Below are 24,076 nucleotides of genomic sequence, written 5' to 3' on the forward strand. Positions count from 1 at the left end.
ATCAAAAAAAAGATTAAATTGACATTTATTCGTTTTAATGGTATGATAATTGATGTCTCAAAAGAGGTTCGGTAGCTCAGTCGGTAGAGCAGAGGACTGAAAATCCTCGTGTCGGCGGTTCGATTCCGTCCCGAACCACCATTTTTTAAATGAAAAGTGGACAACTATTTAAAGTTAATGTTTATTTGCGGACGTGGCTCAGTGGTAGAGCATCGCCTTGCCAAGGCGAGGGTCGCGAGTTCGAATCTCGTCGTCCGCTCCATATATTTGAGCGCAGCTACGTCGATTTTACTTCTAGCAAGCGAATATAGTTGTGCCCTTTAGGGTACTCCATTAACGTGCCGGGGTGGCGGAATTGGCAGACGCACAGGACTTAAAATCCTGCGGTAGGTGACTACCGTACCGGTTCAAGTCCGGTCCTCGGCACCATTAATATACTCTCAGAGAGTGCACTATATTAATTTTCGAGTACGACGTCAAATGACATCATTATCGGATGAATTTCATATTGCAAATTTAAAAGTAGCTTTTGACAGCTACTTTTTATATTTAACTTAATTTTATATTTGCTTAATTTTTTATCAACAATGTGTTGTTAAACTAAAAATGTGACATAGATTTTGACCTCTATTATATTTGGAAAAAGGCGATAGCGCATACTATCGCTCATTTTTTTCTGTCATCAATGTCCTCCTAATATTCTTTTCTTCTTATGGAAGAGGTAACTCATTTGAGTATGGATGAATCATAATAAAAACGGAAAAAATAAAACTACCATTTCAAATTTACAATTCCTTAACAATTCATTAACGCTAGCTTGATATGGACAAAGTATACTCAAACTTGTAAGGAATATAACAATAAAAATTTTCAAGGGGGCTTTTGAAAGTGAATTTCAAAAAATTAAGCTTACTATTCTTATCATTAGTTGTTATCTTTACTTTAGGAGCATGTGCGGCTCAAAATCAACCAAATCAACAAGGTGGAGATGCTGCAGGTAAAGGTGTCTTATTAAACGGAGCAGGTTCTACTTTCGTTAACCCATTATTACAAAGAATGATTCCAGATTATGCAAATGCTAAAGGTGTTAAAGTAAACTATCAGTCTATTGGTAGTGGTGGCGGAATTAAACAATTAATTGAAAAAACAGTTGATTTTGCTGCATCCGATGCACCTATGAAAGAAGACGAGATCAATCAAGCTGGTGGAAATGTGCTTCATATCCCAGTAACATTGGGTGGAGTTGCGATTAGTTATAATTTAGAAGGAGTAGATAACTTAAAATTAACTCCACAAATATTAGGAGAAATTTATACAGGGAAAATTACAAAATGGAATGATAAAAAAATTGCTGATATTAATCTAGGTGTGAATTTACCAGATGAAGCGATTAAAGTAACACATCGTTCTGATGGCTCTGGTACTACTTATATCTTCACAAGTTACCTAAATGCAGCAGTGCCTGAAATCTGGGGTGAGAATTTAGTTGGTAAGTCTATCGATTGGCCAGTTGAAGGTATTGGTGCAAAAGGTAATGAGGGGGTAGCTGGTCAAATTCAAAACGAACCAGGTACAATCGGTTATGTTGAATTAGCTTACGTGATTGAAAATAAAATGCCGGCAGTCGAGCTTCAAAATAAGGATGGCAACTTTGTTGCGCCAACGCTTGAAACTGTATCTGCTGCAGCTGCAGGGGCAGTAGCAAATATGCCTGAAGATATGAAAATATCCTTAGTAAACCAACCTGGTGCAAATAGTTATCCAATCGTTGGAACAACATGGCTATTGGTTTATGAGAACTCCCCATTGGATAAGGAACGTACTCAACAAGTGATCGACTTCTTAAAGTATGCAGTTACTGAAGGACAAAAATTTGCCGAAGAGTTACAATATGCTCCATTACCAAAAGAAATTCAAGATTTAGATGTTAAACAATTAGACAAAGTTCAAGTAAAATAGTAAAATGACATACGGATGGCAAAAAACCCTAAATATCAGGGTTTTTTGCCGTGTATTTTAGCTTGTTAAGGGGTGTATCGCTTGAAAAAACATCACGGAGATAAACTCTTCAAGGGAATCGCTTATCTATTTGGCTTTTCTGTTGTATTTCTACTTTTCTTAATGATTTATGAAATGTATTCGGGATCGAAGTTATCCATTGCAGAGTTTGGATGGGATTTTATTTTTAATTCAAAATGGGATCCGGTAGAGGAAAAATTTGGGGCGTGGCCATTTATTTATGGCACGGTTGTTTCTTCAATTATTGCACTACTTATTGCAACACCAATTAGCGTTGGAATTGGCATTTATTTAGTAGAAATAGCACCTAAATGGGTTCGAAGCTCAGTAGGATTTATGATTGAATTATTAGCAGCAATCCCTTCAATCGTTTATGGCTTATGGGGAATATTTATTTTGGCTCCATTTATACGGAAATATATTGCACCTATTTTTATTAATACATTGGGAGAATTTATACCCTATTTTTCAGGTCCAGCCTATGGTGTGAGTTTATTTACAGCTGGTGTAATCTTAGCTATTATGATTATCCCCACAATTGCATCCATCTCAAAAGAAGTGATTGCAACTGTACCAAATACACAACGTGAAGCAGCTCTAGCTTTAGGAGCAACCAAATGGGAAATGATTCGAACAGCTGTTTTAACCTATGCAAGAACGGGAATATTAGGTGGTATGATTATTGGATTAGGAAGAGCGATTGGTGAAACGATGGCAGTAACGATGGTTATCGGAAATAGACCATCTATTCCAAAATCGATTTTTGATCCAGCTTATACGATGGCAAGTGTTATCGCTAATGAATTTACTGAGGCTTCATCAAATCTGTACTTATCAGCATTGATTGAAATTGGTTTGGTCTTATTCGGGGTTACTTTACTTATTAATATTATTGCAAGGTTATTGGTTTGGTCAGTTTCAAAGGGAACTCAAGAGGTGAAATGATGAAATCACTAAAAAATAGAAAGATCAAAAGTAAAATAATGGTTGTACTTACGGTTATTGCAACATTGACTGCTTTAATACCGCTGTTCAGTATTTTTGGGTATGTAATTATGAAAGGTTTACCTGCATTAAATTTAGGTTTTTTCATTAATACGCCTACTCCTCCTGGGGTTGAGGGTGGAGGAATAGCAAATGCCATCATTGGTACGTTCACCTTAATTTTAATTGCTTCAATTATTGGTATTCCAGTTGGTCTCATGTCAGGAATCTTTTTATCTGAATATGGGAGAAATAGGTTGGGGAAATCCATTAGTTTTCTTACTGATATTTTAATTGGTGTTCCTTCCATCGTTGTTGGTATTGTCGTCTACACTTTATTAGTCATTTCCATGGGTGGTTTTACAGCGATTGCTGGAGGAGTGGCTTTGGCGTTTATTATGATTCCTGCGGTTACACGTACAACAGAGGAAATGTTAAAATTAATCCCAAGTGATATTCGCGAAGCAGGATTAGCATTAGGGTTACCTAAATGGAGAGTTATTTTATTCATTGTTTTACCTTCTGCAATGAGGGGAATTGTGACTGGAATCATGTTAGCTGTTGCACGTGTATCTGGAGAAACAGCACCATTATTATTTACGGCATTTGGAAATATCTATTTTAGCAGAACTTTACTAGAACCTATGGCTTCTATACCTGTTCAGGTCTTTAACTATGCGATCTCTCCATATGCAGATTGGAAAGCTCAAGCATGGGCTGGGGCATTAGTGTTGATCCTTCTAATTTTAGTTCTTAATGTGTCTGCACGTTTTCTCACAAGAAGTAGAGCTTAATTTTTCTAGGGTTCCCGCAAAAGTAATCGGAATACGGTTCGAAGGAGGACGTCACTTTTGTGGGTTATCTTGTGGACTCATCTTACTTATCGTCATACATTAAATGAGGTGGAATCTATGTCAATTCAAGTAAATAATTTGAACGCTTGGTATGGAGATTTTCATGCTATAAGAGATATAAATTTGGATATAAAAGATAAACAAGTTACAGCTTTAATTGGACCGTCTGGTTGTGGGAAATCTACATTTATTCGTACGATCAATCGCATGCATGAAGTGATTGAAGGTGCACGAGTTACTGGTGAAATCATCGTTGATGGCCAAAACATTTATGATACGAATATAGACCCAGTAAGCGTACGCCACCGAATTGGGATGGTTTTTCAGAAACCTAATCCATTCCCGACGATGTCGATTTACGATAATGTGATTGCTGGCTTACGTTTAAATGGAACGAAAGATAAAAAAATCTTAGATGAAAAAGTAGAGACTAGTTTAATTCAGGCTAATCTTTGGGACGAGGTCAAGGATCGTTTAAATAAAAATGCCATGGGGTTATCTGGTGGTCAACAACAACGTCTATGTATTGCTAGAACCTTAGCAGTAGAACCAGATGTAATATTGATGGATGAACCAACATCTGCACTTGACCCGATTTCTACATTAAGAGTTGAAGAATTGGTTCATTCTTTAAAGGATAAGTATACAATCATCATCGTCACTCATAATATGCAACAAGCGGCTCGTGTGTCTGATAAAACTGCCTTTTTCCTAAATGGTGAGTTGATTGAATATGATGATACTGTTAAAATCTTTTCAAACCCTAAAAACCAAAAGACAGAGGATTATATAACTGGTCGTTTTGGTTAATACAAGGAGATGATACACTGTGCAAAGAAAAAGCTTTGATCAAGAATTGAATACTTTGCAACAAAACTTGTTGCAAATGGGTAATCTTGTTGAAGAAGCCATTGAAAAATCCCTTGAATCGTTGTCTAATTTGGATAAAGATTTAGCAAGAAAAGTGGTAGAGGATGATGTCAAGGTAAATGAAATGGAAGATCAAATTGAAACACTTGCCGTTCAATTAGTGGCTACTCAACAACCAGTTGCTAAAGATTTAAGGAAAATTATAGCAGCTATTAAAATTGCAAGTAGTTTAGAAAGAATGGCTGATTTATCAAGAGATATTGCGAAGGTAACGATTCGAATTGAAGAAGACCACTTATTAAAACCCTTAGTTGATATCCCTCAAATGGCGCAAATGGTAAAACAAATGTTAACGAACGGATTAAAATCTTATATTGAGGAAAATGTTGAGTTAGCGTTTGGTTTAGCTGAAATTGATGATAAGGTTGATAAATTGTATAGTACGGTTTTACGTGATTTATTAGAGATTATGACCAAAAAACCTGAAACGCTAAGCCAAGCAATGTTACTCTCATTTGTAGCCAGATATATCGAACGAATTGGAGATCATGCTACAAATATCGGAGAGAGTGTCATTTACTTGGTAAAAGGGAACAAACCAGATTTAAATTTATAGAGAAACTTGACTTTTATCATAGCCATTCTTATAATACTAATTATTAAAAAACTTAGTTAAAAAAATAGTTAGATCGACGATGATGAGGACATGAATGATCAAGTACCAGTTTTTAGAGAGAGAATCCTTGGCTGAGAGATTCTTAACTAGGGTTGATGATTTACCCCCTTTGAGTCATAATAGCGAAAAGAAAAGTAGCTATTATCGGTAGTCACCGTTATCTATATGAGCATTTATTTAGGAAGTAGGGATATTTCCTTCATAAATGAAATTTGGGTGGAACCACGGCACAATCGTCCCATAGAGGATGAATGTGCTTTTTTATTGAAAAAAATTTTTTGCATCAAAATCACTAAAAAGGAGTGTTATGAAGGATGGATAAGATTAAGATTACGTTTCCGGATGGTTCTTTTAAAGAGTTTGACAAGGGTATAACTATCGAAGATATTGCTGCTTCCATAAGCCCAGGTCTAAAGAAAAAAGCCATAGCTGGTAAAGTAAATGGTAAATTGGTAGATCTATATTTACCCATTGAAGAAGATGCTACAGTAGAAGTTGTGACAATGGACAGTGAGGATGGACTTGAAGTCTATCGCCATAGCTCTGCTCATTTATTAGCACAAGCTGTGAATCGTTTGTATCCTGGGACAAAATTTGGTATTGGTCCAGTAATCGAAGACGGTTTTTACTACGATATGGATATTCCAGAGCAACTTTCAACAGAGGATTTAGAAAAAATTGAAAGAGAAATGAAGAAAATCATTAAAGAAGACTTACCGATTCGTAGAAAAGTCGTATCACGTGAAGAGGCATTGGAAATTTTCAAAGGAATAAATGATGATTTGAAAGTGGAGATCATCAATGAGTTACCAGAGGATGCTGAAATCACGATTTATGAACAAGGTGAATTCTTTGACCTTTGCCGTGGCCCTCACTTACCATCAACAGGAAAAATTAAAGCGATTAAGTTATTAAGTATCGCTGGTGCTTATTGGAGAGGGGATTCTGATCGCCAAATGTTACAACGAATTTATGGAACCTCTTTCCCTAAAGAAAATCAATTAGAAGATTACTTACATTTCTTAGAAGAAGCAAAAAAACGTGATCATCGCAAACTAGGTCGGGAATTAGAGCTCTATATGTTCTCAGACGAGGCTCCTGGAATGCCATTCTACCTAGAAAATGGAATGATCATTCGTAACCAATTGGAGAATTTCTCAAGAAAACTTCAAGAAGAAGCTGGATATAGAGAGGTTCGTACTCCACTTGTGATGAATCAACGTCTCTGGGAGCAATCTGGACACTGGGAACATTATAAAGAAAATATGTATTTCACTGACGTCGATGATACCAAATTTGCACTAAAACCAATGAATTGCCCAGGTCATATGTTGATTTATAAAAATCAATTACATTCTTATCGCGATCTTCCATTACGTATTGCTGAATTCGGCCAAGTTCATCGCCATGAGTTATCAGGTGCATTAAATGGAATGATGCGTGTTCGTACCTTTACTCAGGATGATGCACATATTTTCGTAAGACCTGATCAGATTGAATCGGAAATTAAAGAAGTTATTAAGTTGATTGATAAAATCTACAGTGTATTTGGTTTTGATTATAAAGTTGAATTATCTACTAGACCTGAAGATTCAATGGGGTCAGATGAATTATGGGAACAAGCAGAGACAGCGTTAAAAAATGTGTTGGATCATTTGGGAATGGAATACACCATCAATGAAGGAGATGGCGCATTCTATGGTCCAAAAATTGATTTTCATATTCTTGACGCATTGAAGCGTAGCTGGCAATTGGCAACCATTCAGCTTGACTTCCAAATGCCTGAAAAATTTGATTTACACTATATCGGGGAAGACAATCAGCGTCATCGTCCAGTTGTCATTCATCGTGCGATTATGGGTTCTATTGACCGATTTATTGGGATCATTACTGAACATTATGCCGGTGCATTCCCTACTTGGTTAGCACCTGTTCAAGCAAAACTTCTGCCAATTGCTGAACCTCATCATGATTATGCAAAAGAAGTATTAAAAAGAATGCAAGAAGCAGGCATTCGTGTTCAATTAGATGATCGTAACGAAAAGATTGGTTATAAGATCCGTGAAGCACAACTACAAAAAGTGCCTTATATGCTTGTGATTGGTGATAAAGAGATGGAAAACGGTACTTTATCTGTTCGTAAGCGTGGAGAAGGGGATCTAGGTGCACAAGCGATTGACCAAGTAATCGCCCAATTGGTTGAACAAATCAATCAGAGAACAGCAAACTAAAATCTTTTTGTTGTGTTTGACAAAGAAGTAACAATTATGGTAATATAATTTAGTAAATTTTTATATAGTGGATATTAAGCAGAAGCGCCCGCTTCTCACCTGATCGACATGGGGTTGACAGGTTCATATGGTCGGTGAATCAATGATAGTGTGGGCGCGTGGCGTCTACACTTTTTTGCTTTTTTATCCATTGAATGTTTATTGGAGGTGGCAGGTTATTAGCAAAGAACATTTGATAAATGAGGAAATTCGTGCGCGTGAAGTTCGTGTAGTTGGACCAGATGGAGAACAAATTGGGATTCTTCCGCTTAAAGAAGCGCTTAAATTAGCTGAGGAAAAAAATCTAGATTTGGTAAATGTTGCTCCTACAGCAAAACCACCAGTTTGTCGTATTATGAATTATGGTAAGTTTAGATATGAGCAAAGCAAGAAAGAAAAAGAAGCTCGCAAAAATCAAAAAGTAATCAATGTCAAAGAAATTAGGCTTAGTCCGACTATTGAGGAAAATGATTTTCAAACGAAACTTCGTAGTGCAATTAAGTTCCTTAAAGCTGGCGATAAAGTGAAATGTAGTATACGTTTCCGTGGGCGTGAAATTGCTCACCAATCGATTGGTGAAAAAGTTTTAGATCGTCTAGCAAAAGAAGTAGAGGATATTTCAGTCATTGAACGCAAGCCTAAGTTAGAAGGCAAAAGTATGATCATGATTTTAGCGCCAAAATAATAGTCGTTATAGATAGGAGGAAATAGTCATGCCAAAAATGAAAACTCATCGTGGAGCTGCAAAACGTTTTAAGAAAACAGGTAGTGGAAAGCTTAAGCGTAGTCATGCTTATACAAGTCACCTTTTAGAAGCTAAAAGTCCAAAACGTGGACGTCAATTACGTAAAAGTGCGGTAGTAAGTAAAGGTGACCAAAAACGTATTGAGCAAATGTTAACTTATTTATAATCATCGAAAAGATTCGCAATCTAGGAGGGAATAGATATGGCAAGAGTAAAAGGCGGATATGTTAGTCGTCGTCGTCGTAAAAAAATCTTAAAACTTGCTAAAGGTTATTTTGGTTCAAAACACCGTTTATTTAAAACAGCAAAAGCACAAGTAATGAAATCATTATTATATGCTTATCGTGACCGTCGTCAGCGCAAACGTGACTTCCGCAAATTATGGATTGCACGTATCAATGCTGCTGCACGCATGAATGGTCTTTCATATAGTAAATTTATGCATGGCTTAAAAATAGCAGGTGTAGATATTAACCGTAAAATGCTAGCTGACTTAGCTGTAAATGATGCAAAAGCATTTGCAGACCTAGCAGAATTAGCAAAAGAAAAAATCAATGCCTAAATTTTTATAAAAACACCCTATATGGGTGTTTTTCATTATTCCATCACTTTTGTTGGTAATATTGGGGGTCCAATATGAAGGTCATTCTGTCGACATTAAATGCAAAATATATTCATTCTTCACTTGCATTACGTTATCTTAAGGCATATAGTCAACGTGAATTTCCTGACATAAAAATTCTTGAATACTCGATTAAAGAACCGATCTTACAAATGGTCAGTGAGATCTATCAAAAAGACCCTGACGTAGTAGGTTTCTCTTGTTATATTTGGAATATTGAAGAGACCATTCAGTTAATTCAACTATTAAAAAAAGTGAAGCCTGAAGTCAGGATTGTATTAGGTGGTCCTGAAGTTTCCTATGACCTTGATTATTGGTTTAAAAGAGTACCAGAAATTGATGTCATTGTGGTTGGAGAAGGAGAAGCCACTTTTTTGCATCTACTTCAAGCATTAAAAACAAAAAGACCTCTAGATGAAGTTCTAGGGATTGCCTATAGAGAAGGGAAGACCTATCGAGTAAATGCATCACAGCCTAAATTGGATTTGAATGAAATTCCTAGCCCATACAAAGATCTGGATGATCTTCAATCCCTAAAGGATCGAATTGTCTATTTTGAGGCAAGCAGAGGCTGTCCTTTTTCATGTGCTTATTGCTTATCTTCCATAGAAACAGGGGTTAGATATTTTGCATTAGAGAGGGTAAAGGAAGATCTTCTTCAATTGATCAAAAGCGGTGTCAAGCTGATTAAGTTTGTGGATCGAACCTTTAATATCAATAAGAAATATGCACTTGAAATCTTTCAATTTCTCATCGAAAACCATCAAGGGACTGTATTCCAATTTGAAATCACCGCTGATATTATGAAACAGGATGTTCTACAATACCTTATTGATTATGCACCTGATGGAATCTTTCGTTTCGAAATCGGTGTTCAATCAACCAATGAGTATACCAATTCCTTAGTTCATCGTCGGCAAAACTTTAAAAAGCTTAGTGAAACGGTACTCAAATTAAAAGAAAGCACCAAAATTGATAAACATTTAGACTTAATTGCAGGACTTCCAGAAGAAGATTATGCATCCTTTCGCAAAACCTTTAACGATGTATTTGAGTTAAGGCCAGAAGAATTACAACTAGGTTTTTTAAAAATGTTAAGAGGGACGGCTATCTGGAAGGAAGCCAAAAAATATGGTTATATTTATATGGACAAAGCACCCTATGAAATATTGGCAAACAACGTTCTTTCTTTCTCAGATGTCATTCGGGTTAAAAGAGTAGAAGAGGTATTAGATAAATATTGGAATGCACAGCGAATGAATCGAACCATTGAATACTTAATTCGATATGAATTTACTTCGGCTTTTGACTTCTTTCAGCAGTTCGGAGATTATTGGGAAAGCAAAGGATGGAATCGAATTGGCCATCAATTAGAAACCTTATATACAAGGTTAAATGATTTTTTAATCGATACCGGTATTCAACATCTAGAGATAGCTCAGAGCTTGATGAAACTTGATTATTTTCTTAATTTTAATCATAAGCCAAGAAAAACATGGTGGGAATTTACCCTCACCAAAAAAGAACAAAAGGAAATGATGAAAGACCTTATGGAGGATTTAAACCTAAGTGAAAATGAGCTACATAAGCATGTCATGATTGAAGTGGTTCCTATTGATATCGAAGCTTTTTTAACAATAGGTGAAATAAAAGAACAAAATACTTTGCTAGCGGTATATTATAATCCACCTGATAAACCAAAGTATTTTACTAAAAAACGATAGTGTGATAAAATTTCTTTTTAGTGAGACTAAAATGTAGGGGAGGAAAAAACAACGTGCAGAAAACAGTCAATCTTTTAAGGGAGTTCTCCATTCCATTGATCTCCGGAGTTATTGTCGCCTTATTATGGGCAAATCTTTCGCCTCACAGTTATGAGACATTTGTAGAAGGCGAGTTTTTTAGTGGGATTAGCTTTCATTTTTTTGTAAATGATATCTTTATGGTTTTCTTTTTTGCGATTGCAGCTGTAGAGATTGTTCAGAGCTTATCGCCTGGAGGAGATTTGAATCCATTAAAGAAAGCGGTTAATCCACTGATGGCTACAATGGGTGGGGTACTTGGGCCTGTAGCTGTTTATTTACTACTAAATTCAATCATAGGATCTCCAGAATATTTAAGGGGTTGGGGGATTCCAACAGCAACTGATATTGCACTTGCATGGCTAGTTGCTCGCTTTGTTTTTGGTGATAAACATCCAGCTGTTTCCTTTTTATTATTATTAGCGATTGCAGATGATGCCATCGGGTTAGTGATCATTGCGATTTTTTATCCTGATCCTGTGAATCCAGTAGAACCGATTTGGCTGTTAGTTACCTTAGCAGGGATGGCAATTTCCTTTATATTAAGAAAAAAAGGAGTAACCAATTATTGGCCTTATCTCCTATTAGGTGGCGTTCTTAGTTGGATAGGTTTACACAACGCGCATTTGCATCCTGCACTAGCATTAGTCGTGATTATTCCATTTTTACCAAATCCAAAAGAAGAACATGGGCATTTATTTGAAGATGATGAGACCTCTCATACTACCCTTACGAAATTTGAACATGAGTGGAAAATCTTTGTAGATTTCGGATTATTTATGTTTGGCTTATCCAATGCCGGTGTAGAGTTTTCTGAAATTGGAACAACGACTTGGTTAGTTTTTGTCGGATTACTTGTCGGAAAAACGGTGGGAATCTTTATTTTAGGTTCTATTGCCAAAATGTTAGGTTTCCCATTACCAACAGGTATGGGAATGAAAGAATTATTCCTTGCTGGTGTCGTTGCTGCGATGGGATTAACAGTCGCACTCTTTGTGGCAGGGGCTGCGTTTACTGATCCAGTGATCCAAGGAGCAGCAAAAATGGGAGCGCTCTTTAGTGCAAGTGCTGCAATTTTTGCCTTTATCCTTGGCAAACTACTAGGTATCAAAAAGATGAAAGAAACCAGTACGCAAAATTAAGTCTTAATGACCCACGTAAAACTATATTTTAAGCTAAATGAAATGAATGATGAAAGACTCTAAGGAAATTAATAAAGTGTACCCTTTGTAAAGGACATTTTAAAAAAACTCTAAGCAACTTGGAGAAGATGATGTCTGTATTGTGCAGGCGTCATCTTTTTTAAGTTCCACTGACCTCGATAATGATTGTAATAGATTATATAACTCTTTATCTCTCGTTTTACATCTTCTAACGTTTCACACGATTCAAAGTCCGTTTCATCTTTCAAATGCCCAAAGAACGATTCCTGCGGCGCATTATCCCAACAGTTCTCACGACGTGACATCGATTGACCTAATCCCATTCTCTTCACAAGTATTTGAAATTGGGGGCTGGTATAATGCACTCCTTGATCCGAGTGGATGAATGCACCCTCCGCTAGTTTTCCACCTTTCTTCTTTAATTTCTTTACCGTATTTAGGGCGATATCTAGTGTTATTTTGTCAGACACTTCATAGGATAGAATTTCATTAGTTTCGGCATCTTTTATAGTAGATAAATAGGCGCGTTTTCCTTTTCCATAACTTAAATAAGTGATGTCTGTTAATAATACTTTTCCAGCGATTCCTTGCTTAAATTCACGATTTAATAGGTTCGGTAATGTTCTATGCTCTTTTGTAGCCTTTGCCATTCTTCGATAAGGATTTGCTTTTCGAATCGGGCAAACGATGCCGTACTTTCTCATAATGCGACGAATTCGTTTTAGGTTATAGGTAATTTGAAACTGATTTTCTAACGTCATTTTAATTTGACGTGCGCCTTTCTTACGACGACGAAAATTGAACGCTTTTAAAATAACTTCTTTTACTTCTTCGTCTGCTTGATCATAAGATTGTCTAGTAAGTTGTGCATCTGTCGAAAAATAACGATAATAACCTGATCGAGAGACCCCAACTAATTCACAAAGATAGCGTACCATCCGATTCAAGTTGTATTTTTCTATGACATACTGGATTAACTGAAATTTTTGTTCTGCTGTTAATTTCCCTTTTTCTTTACCAGCATCCTTTCTGCTAAATCGATCTTTTTTAATAATTCATTTTCTGCACGTAACAATGCATTTTGTGCCTCCAATCTCGCATATTTTTCTTCTATACTTAATTCACGTTTAAATGGACGCCCTGAATGGTTTTTACGCGAATCTTCAAGTCCCGCTATACCATTTTCTTTGTAAGCAGTACGCCATCGTTTTAAAGCAGATTTAGCACGTTCTATCCCAACAATTTCAATATCAAACCCTGCATCTTCAAAGATTTGACGTGAAAATTTCCCTTCCTCATATTCTTTAACTGCCTTTGCTTTAAATTCATCTGTATATGTAATTGCTTTTTTACTAACAGATTTTACATAAGGATGCTTTTTCAATATTTCCTGCTCTTGTTTTGTAAATAATATTTTCGACATTGTTTTCCGCTCCATCAACTTTTTACTTCAATTATAAATAAAAGTACCCTACAAGGGAGACTTTTTTTAAGTGTCCATCTTATAGGGTACATTTTATTTTATTCAACCTTGGAGTCTTTTTTTATTTCGTTACATATGATTTTTCCTTAGGAAATCGTAAATAATAACAATGTGTTTCATTGGAAAAACTTCTCTAGATTTTAATTGAAACCAATTTAGAAATCATTCGTAATATACTTTTAAGCATATGCACAATTAAAAAGGAGGAGATGAGGGATGTATAAAACAATTCAATTATTACGGGAATTCTCAATCCCACTTATCACGGGGGTTATCGCTGCATTAGCATGGGCCAATCTTTCCCCTGAAGGGTATCAGGCATTTGTACATTACAAAATTTTTGGCGATATTGACTTGCATTTTATTGCAAATGATATCATTATGGTGTTTTTCTTCGGTATTGCAGCTGTAGAGATCACACAAAGTGTTTTACCAGGTGGAGATTTAAATCCAATCAAAAAGGCGATTAATCCTTTATTTGCAACACTAGGTGGAGTTATAGGCCCAATTGTTGTTTTCTTTGTTCTTAATTCCATAATTGGTGACCCAGCTTATACAAATGGTTGGGGAATTCCAACTGCGACAGATATTGCATTAGCTTGGTTAATTGCAAGATTTATCTTTGGGGCAAAACATCCAGCCGTATCATTTTTGCTACTTTTGGCTATTGTAGACGATGCGATAGGCCTTGGAATTATAGCCATTTTTTATCCCGACCCAACTCACCCAGTTCAACCGATCTGGCTATTACTTACTGTTATTGGGATGGGAGTCGCTTTTATTTTAAGAAAGGTGAAGGTAAACAATTATTGGCCATATATGATTATTGGTGGGCTATTTAGTTGGTTTGGCCTATATAAAGCATCTATTCACCCAGCATTGGCATTGGTCTTTATTATCCCATTTCTACCCCATGCACCTAGGGAGAGAGACCATCTTTTTGAAGAAGATGTGGATGACCATACCCCTCTTGCTCAATTTGAGCATGAATGGAAAGCATTTGTCGATTTTGGTTTGTTCGTCTTTGGATTAACAAATGCAGGAGTTGAATTTTCTGGAATAGGTACAATTACCTGGATTATTTTCCTCTCCTTATTGTTGGGCAAAAGCTTAGGTATCTCATCTTTTGCCTTGCTAGGTGAAAAATTTGGATTTCCATTACCACAAGGAATGTCACATAAGGATGTTTTTTTAGTAGGTGTGATTGCTGGATTAGGTTTAACAGTGGCTTTATTTGTTGCAGGTGCTGCATTTACTGACCCAACCATTCAAGGAGCAGCAAAAATGGGTGCCGTCTTTAGTGCCTTTATTGCGCTTATTGCTTTTGTGTTGGCTAGGTTTTTTAAAGTAAATAAAGAACCAAATGTTACTTTAAATAAAAGGAACATTAGGTTGAAAATGTTTTAAAAGTTTTAATCATTCGCTATAATAAGATTGGATAGGAATTCCAATGAGAAAGGGGCGTTAAAATGGAAGATTTGACATTACAAATGTTTAAGGAATTAACTGAAGCACCAGGAGCACCTGGGAATGAAGCAGCTGCTAGAGAAGTGATGAGAAAGTATATCGAACCTTATGCTGATGAGGTTTATACTGATAACTTAGGGAGTTTAATTGCGAGAAAAGGAAATCACGGTCCTAAAATCTTAATTGCCGGACATTTAGACGAAGTCGCTTTTATGGTAACACGGATTACAGATGATGGATTTATCAAGTTTCAACCCCTTGGAGGTTGGTGGGAACAAGTCATGCTTGCTCAAAGGGTAACGATACATACGAGAAAAGGTGAAGTGATTGGTATCATTGGCTCTAAGCCACCACATATTTTACCACCTGAAGCTAGGAAGAAGCCAGTTGAGAAAAAAGATATGTTTATCGACATTGGAGCAAGCAGTAAGGAAGAAGCTGAAGAATTCGGTGTACGTCCTGGAGATTCAATTATACCGGTTTCTCCATTTACAGTAATGAAAAATCCAAAAATGATAATGGCAAAAGCATGGGATAATCGGATTGGTTGTGCGATTGCAGTAGAAGTGCTTAAACGATTAAAAGATGAACAACATCCTAATACTGTATATGGAGTAGGTACAGTACAGGAAGAAGTGGGTCTTCGTGGTGCACAAACTTCTGTGAATACCGTTCAACCAGATATTGCTTTTGCTATAGATGTAGGAATCGCTGGCGATACCCCAGGAGTTACAGATGATGAAGCAGTGAGTAAAATGGGAAAGGGTCCACAAATCTTATTATTTGATGCGTCTATGGTTCCTCATCGAGGCTTAAGGGATTTTGTCGTTGATATTGCTGAAGAAGAAAACATTCCTTTTCAATATGAAGCATTAGCAGGGGGAGGAACAGATGCAGGGCGTTTTCACTTGTATGGAAAGGGAGTCCCATCCACAGTAATAGGGATTGCTACTCGTTACATTCATAGTCATGCTGCGATTCTTCATCGAGATGATTTTGAACAAGCAGTCAATTTACTTGTGAAAGTCATTAAACGATTAGATGAAAAGACGGTAAAAGGAATCATGGCTAGATAAAAAGAAAGAATGAGTCTCCTCTGTTGGATGGCTCATTCTTTTCATTTATATATTCCATAAGCAGCGACTTTTGAGAGAGTATTTCTTACCTTATGTTTTATTCGAAGAAATGCACGGACAACGGAGCGCGTTGGAATATATAAACTATTATATATTTTTACTTAGTGCATCAATCATTTCGTTCTGTGATTGTGAATCACTGTGTTGCCAAATCACTTCAAATAAGACACCTAATCCAGGTAAGGTTTTTTCTTCATGATCTTTAATCGCTGTATTGATCATGTCTTTTAATTGTTCTTCATCTTTTCCTTTTATGTTTTGAATGATAGCTTGACGTAGGTCAATGTTCATCTCTTTAACCTCCTATATTTAATGGTAAGGAAATGGTCACTTTTATGGAATTTTTTTTAGTATACCCTATATTGATCAAACCATTAGTTTTTAGGAAAAGAGCTTGTAGATATGATATAATATAAAAAAATCATGGTGAAGGGAGTAGCCATATGAGCAAGCAATTTGCAGTGATTGGTTTGGGCAGGTTTGGATCAAGTGTAGCAAAAGAATTGTATGATCTTCATTATGAAGTGATGGCTATAGATATCAATGAAGAAAGGATTCAAGAAAACGTTAACGTGGTTACCCATTGTGTACAAGCTGACTCCACTGACGAAACCGCGTTAAAGGCACTTGGAATCCGCAATTTTGATGTGGTTGTTGTCGCGATCGGACAAAATATTCAGGCCAGTATTTTAACTACTATACTTTTAAAAGAACTAGGTGTAGAAACGATTGTGGTTAAAGCGCAAAATCAATTACATGCAAAAGTATTATATAAAATTGGAGCCTCAAAGGTCGTCTTTCCAGAACGAGATATGGGAGCAAGGGTAGCGCATAATCTGGTTACACCGAATATTTTAGATTACATCGAACTGTCTGATGAATATAGCATCGTTGAAATTATTGCGAGTGAAAAAATGAACCACAAAAGCTTGGTTGAATTAAATATCCGTGCACGATTTGGATGTAACGTCATGGCAATCAAGAATGACCATCGTATCAATGTAGCCCCTGATGCAAATGACATGATCAAAACAGGGGATATCTTAGTCGTTATTGGACATAATAAAGATTTAAGAAAGTTTGAAGATTTTGTCATGAATGGAAAGTGAGAAAAAAATGGAAGTCATTCAATCAACCAATAATCCTAGAATTAAGACATGGTATCAACTAAAGAGTAAAAAGGGAAGACAAGAACAAGGGTTATACATCATTGAAGGAATCAAACTTATTGAGGAAGCGATCGATGCAAAACAAGAAATTGAAGCCCTAATTTTTGATCAGGGAAAGGATCTTCCAGAATCATTAGCTCTTCATCTAGAGAAGTATGACTTGTCCATTCCTATTGTTTCCGTATCAACACCTGTGATTGAAAAATTATCAGATACTGAAACCCCCCAAGGGGTTTTGGCTATATTAAAAAAGAAAAATATCGAGATAGAGAAACTGCTTGAAAACCAATTTTCTTTTTACTTGCTGATCGATCAAATTCAGGATCCTGGAAATCTAGGAACAATTATTCGCAGTGCAGATGCAGCCGGGGTACAAGGCATTATTTTAGGAAATAGTACAGTCGAGCTATACAATTCAAAGGTAATCCGTTCTGCAATGGGATCGATTTTTCACCTGTCAATCGTACAAGATGAATTAGACCAAATTATTCCTAAGTTACAGAAAAACGGTGTTAAAGTGATTGGGACAAGCCCATATGCTAGCAAAACTTATTTTGAAGTTGATCTTACACAAAAAGTGGCTATAATAGTAGGAAATGAAGCAAAAGGGTTGTCTGATTCAAGAAAACAACAAGTAGATGAAATGATAAAAATCCCTTTAGTTGGGAAAGCAGAATCGCTAAATGTAGCAATGGCCACAACGCTTATTTTATACGAGAGAGTAAGGCAAATGGAAAAGGGTTGGGCTTGAAGTCTAGCTTATACATCAGTATAATGATACATAATAACCAAAGATATAATTTTATATTTGAATGCGAGGAAAGAGAAGAGTAGATAAATTCCCATCTTTTAGGGAGGAGATGTCATAGACTGGAAGCATCTCTAAGATGGTTTTATTGAAGTTCGCTCTGGAGCAGATCTCTGAAAAGGATCAGTAGGAGAATCCGTTTTGTCTACGTTAAGACACTAAAGTTGAACAATCAATCTTGTTTAATTGTTCATAAATTAGGGTGGTACCACGGTCTTTCGTCCCTTGCCAAGGATGAAAGGCCTCTTTTTTGTGGGCTATTTTTAAGTATATGATACAAGGGAGGAAATGTTATGAAGGAGCGATTAGAGCAATTGAAGCAAGAAGCTCTAACGGAAATTGATCAAGTAAATGACATCCAAGCTTTAACTGCAGTAAAAGTAAAATATTTAGGCAAAAAAGGGCCCATCACAGAAGTGCTACGAGGGATGGCAAATGTTTCAGCAGAAGAGCGCCCGCTCATTGGAAAGTTGGTTAATGAAATAAGGGAAGAAATTGAAAGGGGTCTAAATTTAAAAGAGACCGCAATAAAAAACAAGGCTTTAGAAGAAAAACTTGAGAAAGAAACTATTGATGTCACTTTACCTGGTAAACCAATAAGCCAAGGGAATAGGCATCCATTATCAAAAGTGATTGAGGAAATTGAAGATATTTTTATCGGTATGGGATTTGAGGTAGCTGAAGGTCCAGAAGTAGAATCAGATTACTATAACTTTGAAGCATTAAACTTACCAAAAGAGCATCCTGCTCGTGATATGCAAGATTCATTCTATATTACAGAAGAAATCTTGATGAGGACGCATACTTCTCCTGTTCAAGTGCGGACGATGCTAAACAAAAAAGGAAATGTTCCTGTAAAAATCATTTGTCCAGGAAAAGTTTACCGTAGAGATGACGATGATGCGACTCATTCCCATCAATTTATCCAGATTGAAGGACTTGTGGTTGATGAAAACATAACCATGACTGATTTAAAAGGGGTTCTTCTTAATTTTGCTAAGAAAATGTATGGCGATCATGCAAAAATTCGCTTACGTCCAAGCTTCTTTCCTTTCACAGAACCAAGTGCAGAGGTAGATGTATCCTGTATGATGTGTGGTGGAGATGGCTGCCGAACATGTAAAAATACTGGCTGGATTGAAATCCTTGGTTCAGGGATGGTTCATCCAAAAGTGTTAGAGATGGCTGGTTATGATCCAGAAAGGTATTCCGGATTTGCCTTTGGTATGGGTGTAGAAAGGATCGCTATGTTAAAATATGGTATTGATGACATTCGCCATTTTTACACCAACGATTTAAGATTTTTAGATCAGTTTAAACGGGTTTAAGGGAGGTTAGAAAAGATGAGAGTATCCTATCAATGGTTATCCCAATATGTTGACATTCAAGATATCGATCCATATGAATTAGCGGAAAAGTTAACTCGTAGTGGTGTAGCAGTTGATCTTGTAGAAAAAAGCAATCCTGCTTTAGAAAAAGTAGTAATCGGTTATGTAGTAGAACGAGAACAGCATCCAAATGCCGAGAAATTAAGTTTGTGTAAGGTAGACGTGGGTCAGGGTGAACCTTTACAAATTATTTGTGGTGCGGCAAATGTTGCACAGGGTCAAAAGGTACCTGTCGCATTAGTTGGTGCTACCTTACCAGGAGATATTAAAATTAAAAAGGCAAAATTGCGTGGAGTTGACTCTGAAGGGATGATTTGTTCCGCCAAAGAATTAGGAATGAATGAAAAATTATTATCTAAAGAAAAAACCGAAGGGATTCTAGTTCTTTCAGACGATGCCAAAATTGGTGAGCCGATTGAACCTTTGTTAGGGTTTAATGATTACATCCTAGAGTTGGACTTAACGCCAAACCGTTCAGATTGTTTAAACATGATTGGTGTTGCATATGAGGTAGCCGCTATTTTAGACAGGAATATAAAACTACCTGAAATAAATCTAGAGAATAACATTGACCAAAATCATCCTGTTCAAATTAAGATTGAGTCACCTGAAGCATGTCCTCATTATGCAGCCCGTCTAGTTAAAAATGTAAAAATTTCAGATTCTCCACAATGGATGCAAAATCGTCTGATTGCAGCAGGAATCAGGCCCATAAATAATGTGGTTGACATTACCAACTTTGTCATGTTGGAATACGGGCAGCCTTTACACGCCTTTGATTTTGAAAAATTGGATCAAGCAAAAGTTGTTGTTCGGATGGCAAAACCTAATGAAAAAATCGTCACCTTAGATGACCAAGAACGAGAATTAGACGAACAAATGCTTTTGATTACCGATGGAGTAAAACCTATTGCCATCGCAGGAGTAATGGGGGCTGCCAATAGTGAAGTTACAAAAAACACAACCCAAATTTTATTAGAATCAGCCTATTTTAAGGGCTTTTCCATCAGATCAACCTCTAAAAAGCTTGGGCTTCGTTCTGAAGCAAGTATGCGTTTTGAAAAAGGGGTTGACCCCAATCGAATCTATGCGGCATTAAATCGAGCAGCGGCATTATTAGTAGAGTATGCTGGGGGTAGCATTGAAGGTGGAATAACAGAAGAAAAGTTAGAACAACCAACAGAATTGATGATTCCATTAAAGCCAGATCGTATCAATCAAATTCTTGGTACTGAGTTAAATGTACAAGAAATGGTTGCTATTATGAAACGCTTAGGTTTTTCTGTAGAAGAAGAAACGAGTGGCCTAAGGGTAATCATTCCTACTAGAAGACCAGATGTTACGATTGAAGCGGATTTAATTGAAGAAATCGCAAGAATTTATGGGTATGATCATATCCCGACAACATTACCTATTGGCGAATATATCCAAGGTGGGCTAACCAAAAAACAAAAACTTCGTAGAATGATAAAAAATCTTCTGGAGGTTTCTGGTTTACAGGAAGTAATCAGTTATACTTTTATCGGGGAATCCCAACTTGATATATTACAAGGGTTGGCGAATCAGCCAAGACCTATTTCTTTAGCCATGCCAATGAGTGAAGAAAGGCAATTTTTGAGAACACAACTTCTCCCACAATTGTTAGAAATAGCTAAATACAATGTGAATCGTCGCAATCATAATATTCGTATATATGAAATAGGAGCCACTTTTATTTCCAATGAAATTCATTTAACTGAACTTCCTTCTGAGAGATGGACTGTTGCAGGTTTTATGATGGGTTCCTTACCCATACATTGGCAATCCAAAGAACACAACATAGATTTTTATGAAGTAAAAGGGGTTCTAGAACACTTATTTATTAGCTTAGGATTAAGAAATGTCGAATATCAAGCGGTTAGGGCAAAAGGCTTTCATCCTGGTCGAACAGCAGAGATCAAAATTGGGGAAAAAATCATCGGTTATATTGGTCAGATTCACCCAGAAGTTCAAACTCAATATGATTTAGATGAATGCTATGGTTTTGAATTAGATTTGAATACCATTCTGGAACTAGCAGATATAGAAATTGAATATCAGCCATTGCCAAAATATCCTGCAATTCAAAGGGATATAGCAGTGGTTGTTGATAAAAATGTAGAATCCAGCTCGTTAATGGATACTATTTATGAAAATGGTAGAGAGTTGTTAGAGGATCTTACCTTGTTTGATGTTTACATGAGTGAACAATTAGGGGAAGATAAAAAAAGCATCGCTTTTTCACTTATCTATCGTAGTCCAGAACGTACCTTAACAGATGAAGAAGTAGCAAAGAGACATGGACAAATTCTGGAACAACTGAAGGAAAAGTATCACGCAGAATTAAGAAAATAATTACAATCCTTTTCGAACATTGAAGCAAATCGACGATTTACTCAAAGAATAAGAGGTTGCCTAAACTTAAGGTGACCTCTTTTTTCCCTCATCGCTTATAAATCATGATATACTGGTCTATATTGAAGGAATTTTATACCTTTCTATAGAATGTATTACAACATCGAAGTATATAGAGGCAGCAAGGGGGTTCTATAAGTGAATGAAGAGCAAAAAAATCGTCTACCCGTCATGATTTATGGACAACAGTATAAAATTGTGGGAAAAGCGAGTTCAAATTATATGCGGATGGTTGCTGGATATGTTGACGAAAGAATGAAACAAATTGCGGATTCTAATCCTCGATTAGATACAACTAAAATTGCGGTGCTTACTGCGGTGAATATTGCTGATGAATATTTTAGGTTGAAACAAGAGTATGATGAATTGTTAAAGTTGATTGAAGAAGAAGAGTAGGTGAAAAGATGAATACAATGGATCTGATTATTGTGATCATCATCATTGTCTCCATTTTTCGAGGTTATCAGTTAGGATTAATTCGTCAGTTCATTCACTTTATAGGTTTTTTTCTTTCTCTTTATTTGGCCTATCGCTTTTCAGGTGAATTAGTACCTTTGATACAAAGTGTAGTGCCTATGCCAACATTTGAACAGTCTTCTTTGTATTTATTTTCGGAAACTTTTCAGCTTCCCACAATGTTTTATAATGCGATTGCATTCTTTCTTATCTTTTTTGGTACTAAGCTTATTTTGAATATTGGGGGTAGCATTCTACATCAGATTGCCAGTTTACCCGGTATTGCCATTGTAAATCGACTTTCTGGTGCATTATTAGGACTTGTCCAAATTCTTTTTATTCTGATTATATTGGTTCATATCCTCTCAGTCATGCCATGGGCGGAATTAAAAAATGTTTTAGAAGGATCCTATTTTGCTAAATATACGTTGCAAATGACACCTGTTATTACTGAGAAATTATATCATCTATGGAACACCTCTAATTCTTCATATCTTTAATCGTATAAGTTAATATACATTACAAATCATGCCAAATTAGGTATGATTTTTTTTATGAATTTCGTTGACATTTTCATAGAAAATAAGTAGAGTACTATATGTGTTTTCTTGTGTTTATAAGGGCATTATTTTAGGAGGAGAAAAAAGTGGCTACACAATTTGCAGTCATTGGTTTGGGACGTTTTGGTTCAAGTTTAGCTGGAACACTATATGAAATGGGCTATGAAGTACTAGGAATTGATTCAAAAGAGGAAAAAGTTCAAGAAATGGTCAATCGGGCTACACATGTATTACAAGTAGATTCTACAGATGAAGTTGCTTTAAAAACCATTGGGATTCGTAATTTTGATGTGGTCATTGTGGCGATTGGTGAAGATATCCAATCAAGCATTTTGACTACATTGATTCTTAAAGACTTAGGAGTGCCAAGAATTGTAGTAAAAGCCCAAAATGAGCTTCATGGAAAGGTGTTGGAAAAAATTGGTGCAGATAAAATTATCTACCCAGAACGAGACATGGGGATCCGTGTCGTTCACCAGCTTATTACTCCTAATATCCTTGATTATATAGAACTAGCACCAAACTATAACATTGTAGAGATTGCGATTGGACCAGATATCGTAGGAAAGACCCTACTTGAATTAGATATACGCGCTAAATTTGGCTTAAATGTGATGGCAATCAAATCTAATGAGCAGCTAAAAATTGCACCTCAAGCCAATGATCAATTTCAAGAAGGTGACATTTTAGTATTAGTTGGTCATATTGATGATATAAAACGGTTCGAAGAATATTCAAATGGTAAAAAGAAAAAATTAAAGATATAATAGAGACAAACAATATACTTGTTAAGGTATTTAATGTATAAGGATATGTGATGGAGGTGGTTCTATGAATTACTCCCCAGAGATTAAGAATCGCTTAAAGAGAGTAGAGGGACAGGTAAGAGGCGTCCTCCGAATGATGGAAGAAGGACAAGAATGCAATGATGTCATTCACCAATTGTCTGCGGTACGTAATGCTGTTGACCGTGTGATTGTTCACGTCATTGGCACAGATATGAGTAAATGTTTAATGGATGAAATGCAAAAAGAGGACGAACAACGTGATACGGATAAAATCATTAAAGACGCCATACAATTACTATTAAAAACAAGGTAGACGATCAGGGGAATAAAGCTGCTGTTGATGTATCAGAGGAGATGTTATCTTATTTTCGCGAAAAGTTGAA

The 24,076-nt window shown here is 36.3% G+C and carries 23 protein-coding genes, 3 tRNA genes and 3 other annotated features; of the genes, 24 read left to right on the forward strand and 2 right to left on the reverse strand.

Features of this window, described 5'->3' with window-relative positions:
* Window positions 1-65: 65 nt before the first annotated feature.
* The 14 genes from U473_RS01730 to U473_RS01795 all read left to right on the forward strand — a co-directional run bounded on the left by U473_RS01730 (window position 66) and on the right by U473_RS01795 (window position 11,984).
* Window positions 66-141 (forward strand) — tRNA-Phe (locus tag U473_RS01730).
* A 46-nt stretch (window positions 142-187) separates the two neighbouring features.
* Window positions 188-262: transfer RNA gene (locus tag U473_RS01735), tRNA-Gly, on the forward strand.
* 78 nt (window positions 263-340) lie between these two features.
* Window positions 341-429 (forward strand) — tRNA-Leu (locus tag U473_RS01740).
* 459 nt (window positions 430-888) lie between these two features.
* Window positions 889-1,959, forward strand: a complete 1,071-nt coding sequence (pstS, locus tag U473_RS01745) for a phosphate ABC transporter substrate-binding protein PstS (RefSeq protein ID WP_068722774.1) — start codon at window positions 889-891, stop codon at window positions 1,957-1,959.
* 72 nt (window positions 1,960-2,031) lie between these two features.
* Entirely contained in the window at window positions 2,032-2,964 is a 933-nt protein-coding gene (gene pstC / locus U473_RS01750) for a phosphate ABC transporter permease subunit PstC (protein ID WP_068722776.1), read from the forward strand.
* Window positions 2,964-3,797: a phosphate ABC transporter permease PstA gene (gene pstA / locus U473_RS01755; RefSeq protein ID WP_082732313.1), complete on the forward strand. Its 834-nt coding sequence runs from the start codon at window positions 2,964-2,966 to the stop codon at window positions 3,795-3,797. Before pstC ends, pstA begins: the two co-directional genes overlap by 1 nt.
* A gap of 117 nt (window positions 3,798-3,914) precedes the next feature.
* Window positions 3,915-4,667, forward strand: coding sequence for a phosphate ABC transporter ATP-binding protein PstB (pstB, locus tag U473_RS01760; protein ID WP_068727360.1), 753 nt, complete (start codon window positions 3,915-3,917; stop codon window positions 4,665-4,667).
* Between the two features lie 19 nt (window positions 4,668-4,686).
* Window positions 4,687-5,343 (forward strand): phosphate signaling complex protein PhoU, encoded by a 657-nt coding sequence (gene phoU, locus U473_RS01765; RefSeq protein ID WP_082732314.1) that lies wholly within the window; start codon window positions 4,687-4,689, stop codon window positions 5,341-5,343.
* A gap of 70 nt (window positions 5,344-5,413) precedes the next feature.
* Window positions 5,414-5,647, forward strand: a binding site (T-box leader).
* Window positions 5,648-5,717: 70 nt separating this feature from the next.
* Window positions 5,718-7,634 carry a threonine--tRNA ligase gene (gene thrS / locus U473_RS01770; protein WP_068722780.1) on the forward strand — a complete coding sequence of 639 codons (1,917 nt, stop codon included), beginning with the start codon at window positions 5,718-5,720 and terminating at the stop codon, window positions 7,632-7,634.
* Between the two features lie 70 nt (window positions 7,635-7,704).
* Window positions 7,705-7,817: a sequence feature (ribosomal protein L20 leader region), on the forward strand.
* Between the two features lie 49 nt (window positions 7,818-7,866).
* Complete coding sequence (gene infC / locus U473_RS01775) at window positions 7,867-8,358, forward strand: translation initiation factor IF-3 (protein WP_068727364.1); 492 nt, start codon at window positions 7,867-7,869, stop codon at window positions 8,356-8,358.
* Window positions 8,359-8,386: 28 nt separating this feature from the next.
* Window positions 8,387-8,584, forward strand: a complete 198-nt coding sequence (gene rpmI, locus U473_RS01780; RefSeq protein WP_068722782.1) for a 50S ribosomal protein L35 — start codon at window positions 8,387-8,389, stop codon at window positions 8,582-8,584.
* Between the two features lie 36 nt (window positions 8,585-8,620).
* On the forward strand, window positions 8,621-8,980 hold the full coding sequence (gene rplT / locus U473_RS01785; protein ID WP_068722784.1) for a 50S ribosomal protein L20: 360 nt from the start codon (window positions 8,621-8,623) through the stop codon (window positions 8,978-8,980).
* A 74-nt stretch (window positions 8,981-9,054) separates the two neighbouring features.
* Window positions 9,055-10,764 (forward strand): B12-binding domain-containing radical SAM protein, encoded by a 1,710-nt coding sequence (locus U473_RS01790; RefSeq protein WP_068722786.1) that lies wholly within the window; start codon window positions 9,055-9,057, stop codon window positions 10,762-10,764.
* A 53-nt stretch (window positions 10,765-10,817) separates the two neighbouring features.
* The gene (locus U473_RS01795) at window positions 10,818-11,984 is read left to right on the forward strand and encodes a Na+/H+ antiporter NhaA (protein WP_068722788.1); all 1,167 of its coding nucleotides are present in this window, start codon (window positions 10,818-10,820) and stop codon (window positions 11,982-11,984) included.
* A gap of 110 nt (window positions 11,985-12,094) precedes the next feature.
* On the opposite strand, the gene U473_RS14085 is transcribed toward U473_RS01795, so the two are convergent.
* Window positions 12,095-13,428, reverse strand: a protein-coding gene (locus U473_RS14085; RefSeq protein ID WP_153011978.1) for an IS3 family transposase whose coding sequence is annotated in 2 segments (ribosomal slippage) — window positions 12,095-13,041 and window positions 13,041-13,428 — 1,335 coding nt in all. Because the reading frame shifts where the segments join, the coding sequence is not laid out codon by codon here.
* Between the two features lie 276 nt (window positions 13,429-13,704).
* On the opposite strand from U473_RS14085, the gene U473_RS01810 reads away from it, so the two are divergent.
* Window positions 13,705-14,895: a Na+/H+ antiporter NhaA gene (locus tag U473_RS01810; protein WP_068722791.1), complete on the forward strand. Its 1,191-nt coding sequence runs from the start codon at window positions 13,705-13,707 to the stop codon at window positions 14,893-14,895.
* A gap of 62 nt (window positions 14,896-14,957) precedes the next feature.
* A complete protein-coding gene (locus tag U473_RS01815; RefSeq protein WP_068722794.1) occupies window positions 14,958-16,031 on the forward strand; it encodes a M42 family metallopeptidase in 1,074 nt (357 codons plus the stop codon).
* A gap of 147 nt (window positions 16,032-16,178) precedes the next feature.
* Here U473_RS01815 and sspI read toward each other — a convergent pair whose 3' ends face one another.
* Entirely contained in the window at window positions 16,179-16,382 is a 204-nt protein-coding gene (sspI, locus tag U473_RS01820) for a small acid-soluble spore protein SspI (protein WP_068722796.1), read from the reverse strand.
* 152 nt (window positions 16,383-16,534) lie between these two features.
* On the opposite strand from sspI, the gene U473_RS01825 reads away from it, so the two are divergent.
* The 8 genes from U473_RS01825 (at window position 16,535) to U473_RS01860 (ending at window position 24,006) form a co-directional block, all read left to right on the forward strand.
* Window positions 16,535-17,200 carry a potassium channel family protein gene (locus U473_RS01825; protein WP_068722801.1) on the forward strand — a complete coding sequence of 222 codons (666 nt, stop codon included), beginning with the start codon at window positions 16,535-16,537 and terminating at the stop codon, window positions 17,198-17,200.
* 7 nt (window positions 17,201-17,207) lie between these two features.
* On the forward strand, window positions 17,208-18,011 hold the full coding sequence (locus U473_RS01830; protein WP_068727367.1) for a TrmH family RNA methyltransferase: 804 nt from the start codon (window positions 17,208-17,210) through the stop codon (window positions 18,009-18,011).
* Window positions 18,012-18,068: 57 nt separating this feature from the next.
* Window positions 18,069-18,297 (forward strand) — a binding site (T-box leader).
* A gap of 64 nt (window positions 18,298-18,361) precedes the next feature.
* Window positions 18,362-19,396, forward strand: a complete 1,035-nt coding sequence (gene pheS / locus U473_RS01835; protein ID WP_068722803.1) for a phenylalanine--tRNA ligase subunit alpha — start codon at window positions 18,362-18,364, stop codon at window positions 19,394-19,396.
* 15 nt (window positions 19,397-19,411) lie between these two features.
* A complete protein-coding gene (gene pheT / locus U473_RS01840; RefSeq protein WP_068722805.1) occupies window positions 19,412-21,829 on the forward strand; it encodes a phenylalanine--tRNA ligase subunit beta in 2,418 nt (805 codons plus the stop codon).
* A 198-nt stretch (window positions 21,830-22,027) separates the two neighbouring features.
* Window positions 22,028-22,285, forward strand: a complete 258-nt coding sequence (gene zapA, locus U473_RS01845) for a cell division protein ZapA (protein WP_068722807.1) — start codon at window positions 22,028-22,030, stop codon at window positions 22,283-22,285.
* Between the two features lie 8 nt (window positions 22,286-22,293).
* A complete protein-coding gene (locus U473_RS01850; protein WP_068722809.1) occupies window positions 22,294-22,845 on the forward strand; it encodes a CvpA family protein in 552 nt (183 codons plus the stop codon).
* 146 nt (window positions 22,846-22,991) lie between these two features.
* Window positions 22,992-23,672, forward strand: a complete 681-nt coding sequence (locus tag U473_RS01855) for a potassium channel family protein (protein WP_068722810.1) — start codon at window positions 22,992-22,994, stop codon at window positions 23,670-23,672.
* Window positions 23,673-23,736: 64 nt separating this feature from the next.
* Window positions 23,737-24,006, forward strand: a complete 270-nt coding sequence (locus tag U473_RS01860; RefSeq protein ID WP_068722811.1) for a metal-sensing transcriptional repressor — start codon at window positions 23,737-23,739, stop codon at window positions 24,004-24,006.
* Window positions 24,007-24,076 lie beyond the last annotated feature (70 nt).

It is taken from the genome of Tepidibacillus decaturensis (genome assembly GCF_001561915.1).
Taxonomy (GTDB): domain Bacteria; phylum Bacillota; class Bacilli; order Tepidibacillales; family Tepidibacillaceae; genus Tepidibacillus_B; species Tepidibacillus_B infernus.

What these genes read in the sequence shown, in the direction of transcription:
- U473_RS01810 (WP_068722791.1), top strand. Translation starts at nt 13,705, where the DNA reads ATGTATAAAACAATTCAATTATTACGGGAATTCTCAATCCCACTTATC.
- pheT (WP_068722805.1), top strand. Translation starts at nt 19,412, where the DNA reads ATGAGAGTATCCTATCAATGGTTATCCCAATATGTTGACATTCAAGAT.
- U473_RS01815 (WP_068722794.1), top strand. Translation starts at nt 14,958, where the DNA reads ATGGAAGATTTGACATTACAAATGTTTAAGGAATTAACTGAAGCACCA.
- pheS (WP_068722803.1), top strand. Translation starts at nt 18,362, where the DNA reads ATGAAGGAGCGATTAGAGCAATTGAAGCAAGAAGCTCTAACGGAAATT.
- pstB (WP_068727360.1), top strand. Translation starts at nt 3,915, where the DNA reads ATGTCAATTCAAGTAAATAATTTGAACGCTTGGTATGGAGATTTTCAT.
- rplT (WP_068722784.1), top strand. Translation starts at nt 8,621, where the DNA reads ATGGCAAGAGTAAAAGGCGGATATGTTAGTCGTCGTCGTCGTAAAAAA.
- pstA (WP_082732313.1), top strand. Translation starts at nt 2,964, where the DNA reads ATGAAATCACTAAAAAATAGAAAGATCAAAAGTAAAATAATGGTTGTA.
- U473_RS01850 (WP_068722809.1), top strand. Translation starts at nt 22,294, where the DNA reads ATGAATACAATGGATCTGATTATTGTGATCATCATCATTGTCTCCATT.
- U473_RS01825 (WP_068722801.1), top strand. Translation starts at nt 16,535, where the DNA reads ATGAGCAAGCAATTTGCAGTGATTGGTTTGGGCAGGTTTGGATCAAGT.
- U473_RS01860 (WP_068722811.1), top strand. Translation starts at nt 23,737, where the DNA reads ATGAATTACTCCCCAGAGATTAAGAATCGCTTAAAGAGAGTAGAGGGA.
- U473_RS01830 (WP_068727367.1), top strand. Translation starts at nt 17,208, where the DNA reads ATGGAAGTCATTCAATCAACCAATAATCCTAGAATTAAGACATGGTAT.
- rpmI (WP_068722782.1), top strand. Translation starts at nt 8,387, where the DNA reads ATGCCAAAAATGAAAACTCATCGTGGAGCTGCAAAACGTTTTAAGAAA.
- U473_RS01790 (WP_068722786.1), top strand. Translation starts at nt 9,055, where the DNA reads ATGAAGGTCATTCTGTCGACATTAAATGCAAAATATATTCATTCTTCA.
- thrS (WP_068722780.1), top strand. Translation starts at nt 5,718, where the DNA reads ATGGATAAGATTAAGATTACGTTTCCGGATGGTTCTTTTAAAGAGTTT.
- sspI (WP_068722796.1), bottom strand. Translation starts at nt 16,382, where the DNA reads ATGAACATTGACCTACGTCAAGCTATCATTCAAAACATAAAAGGAAAA.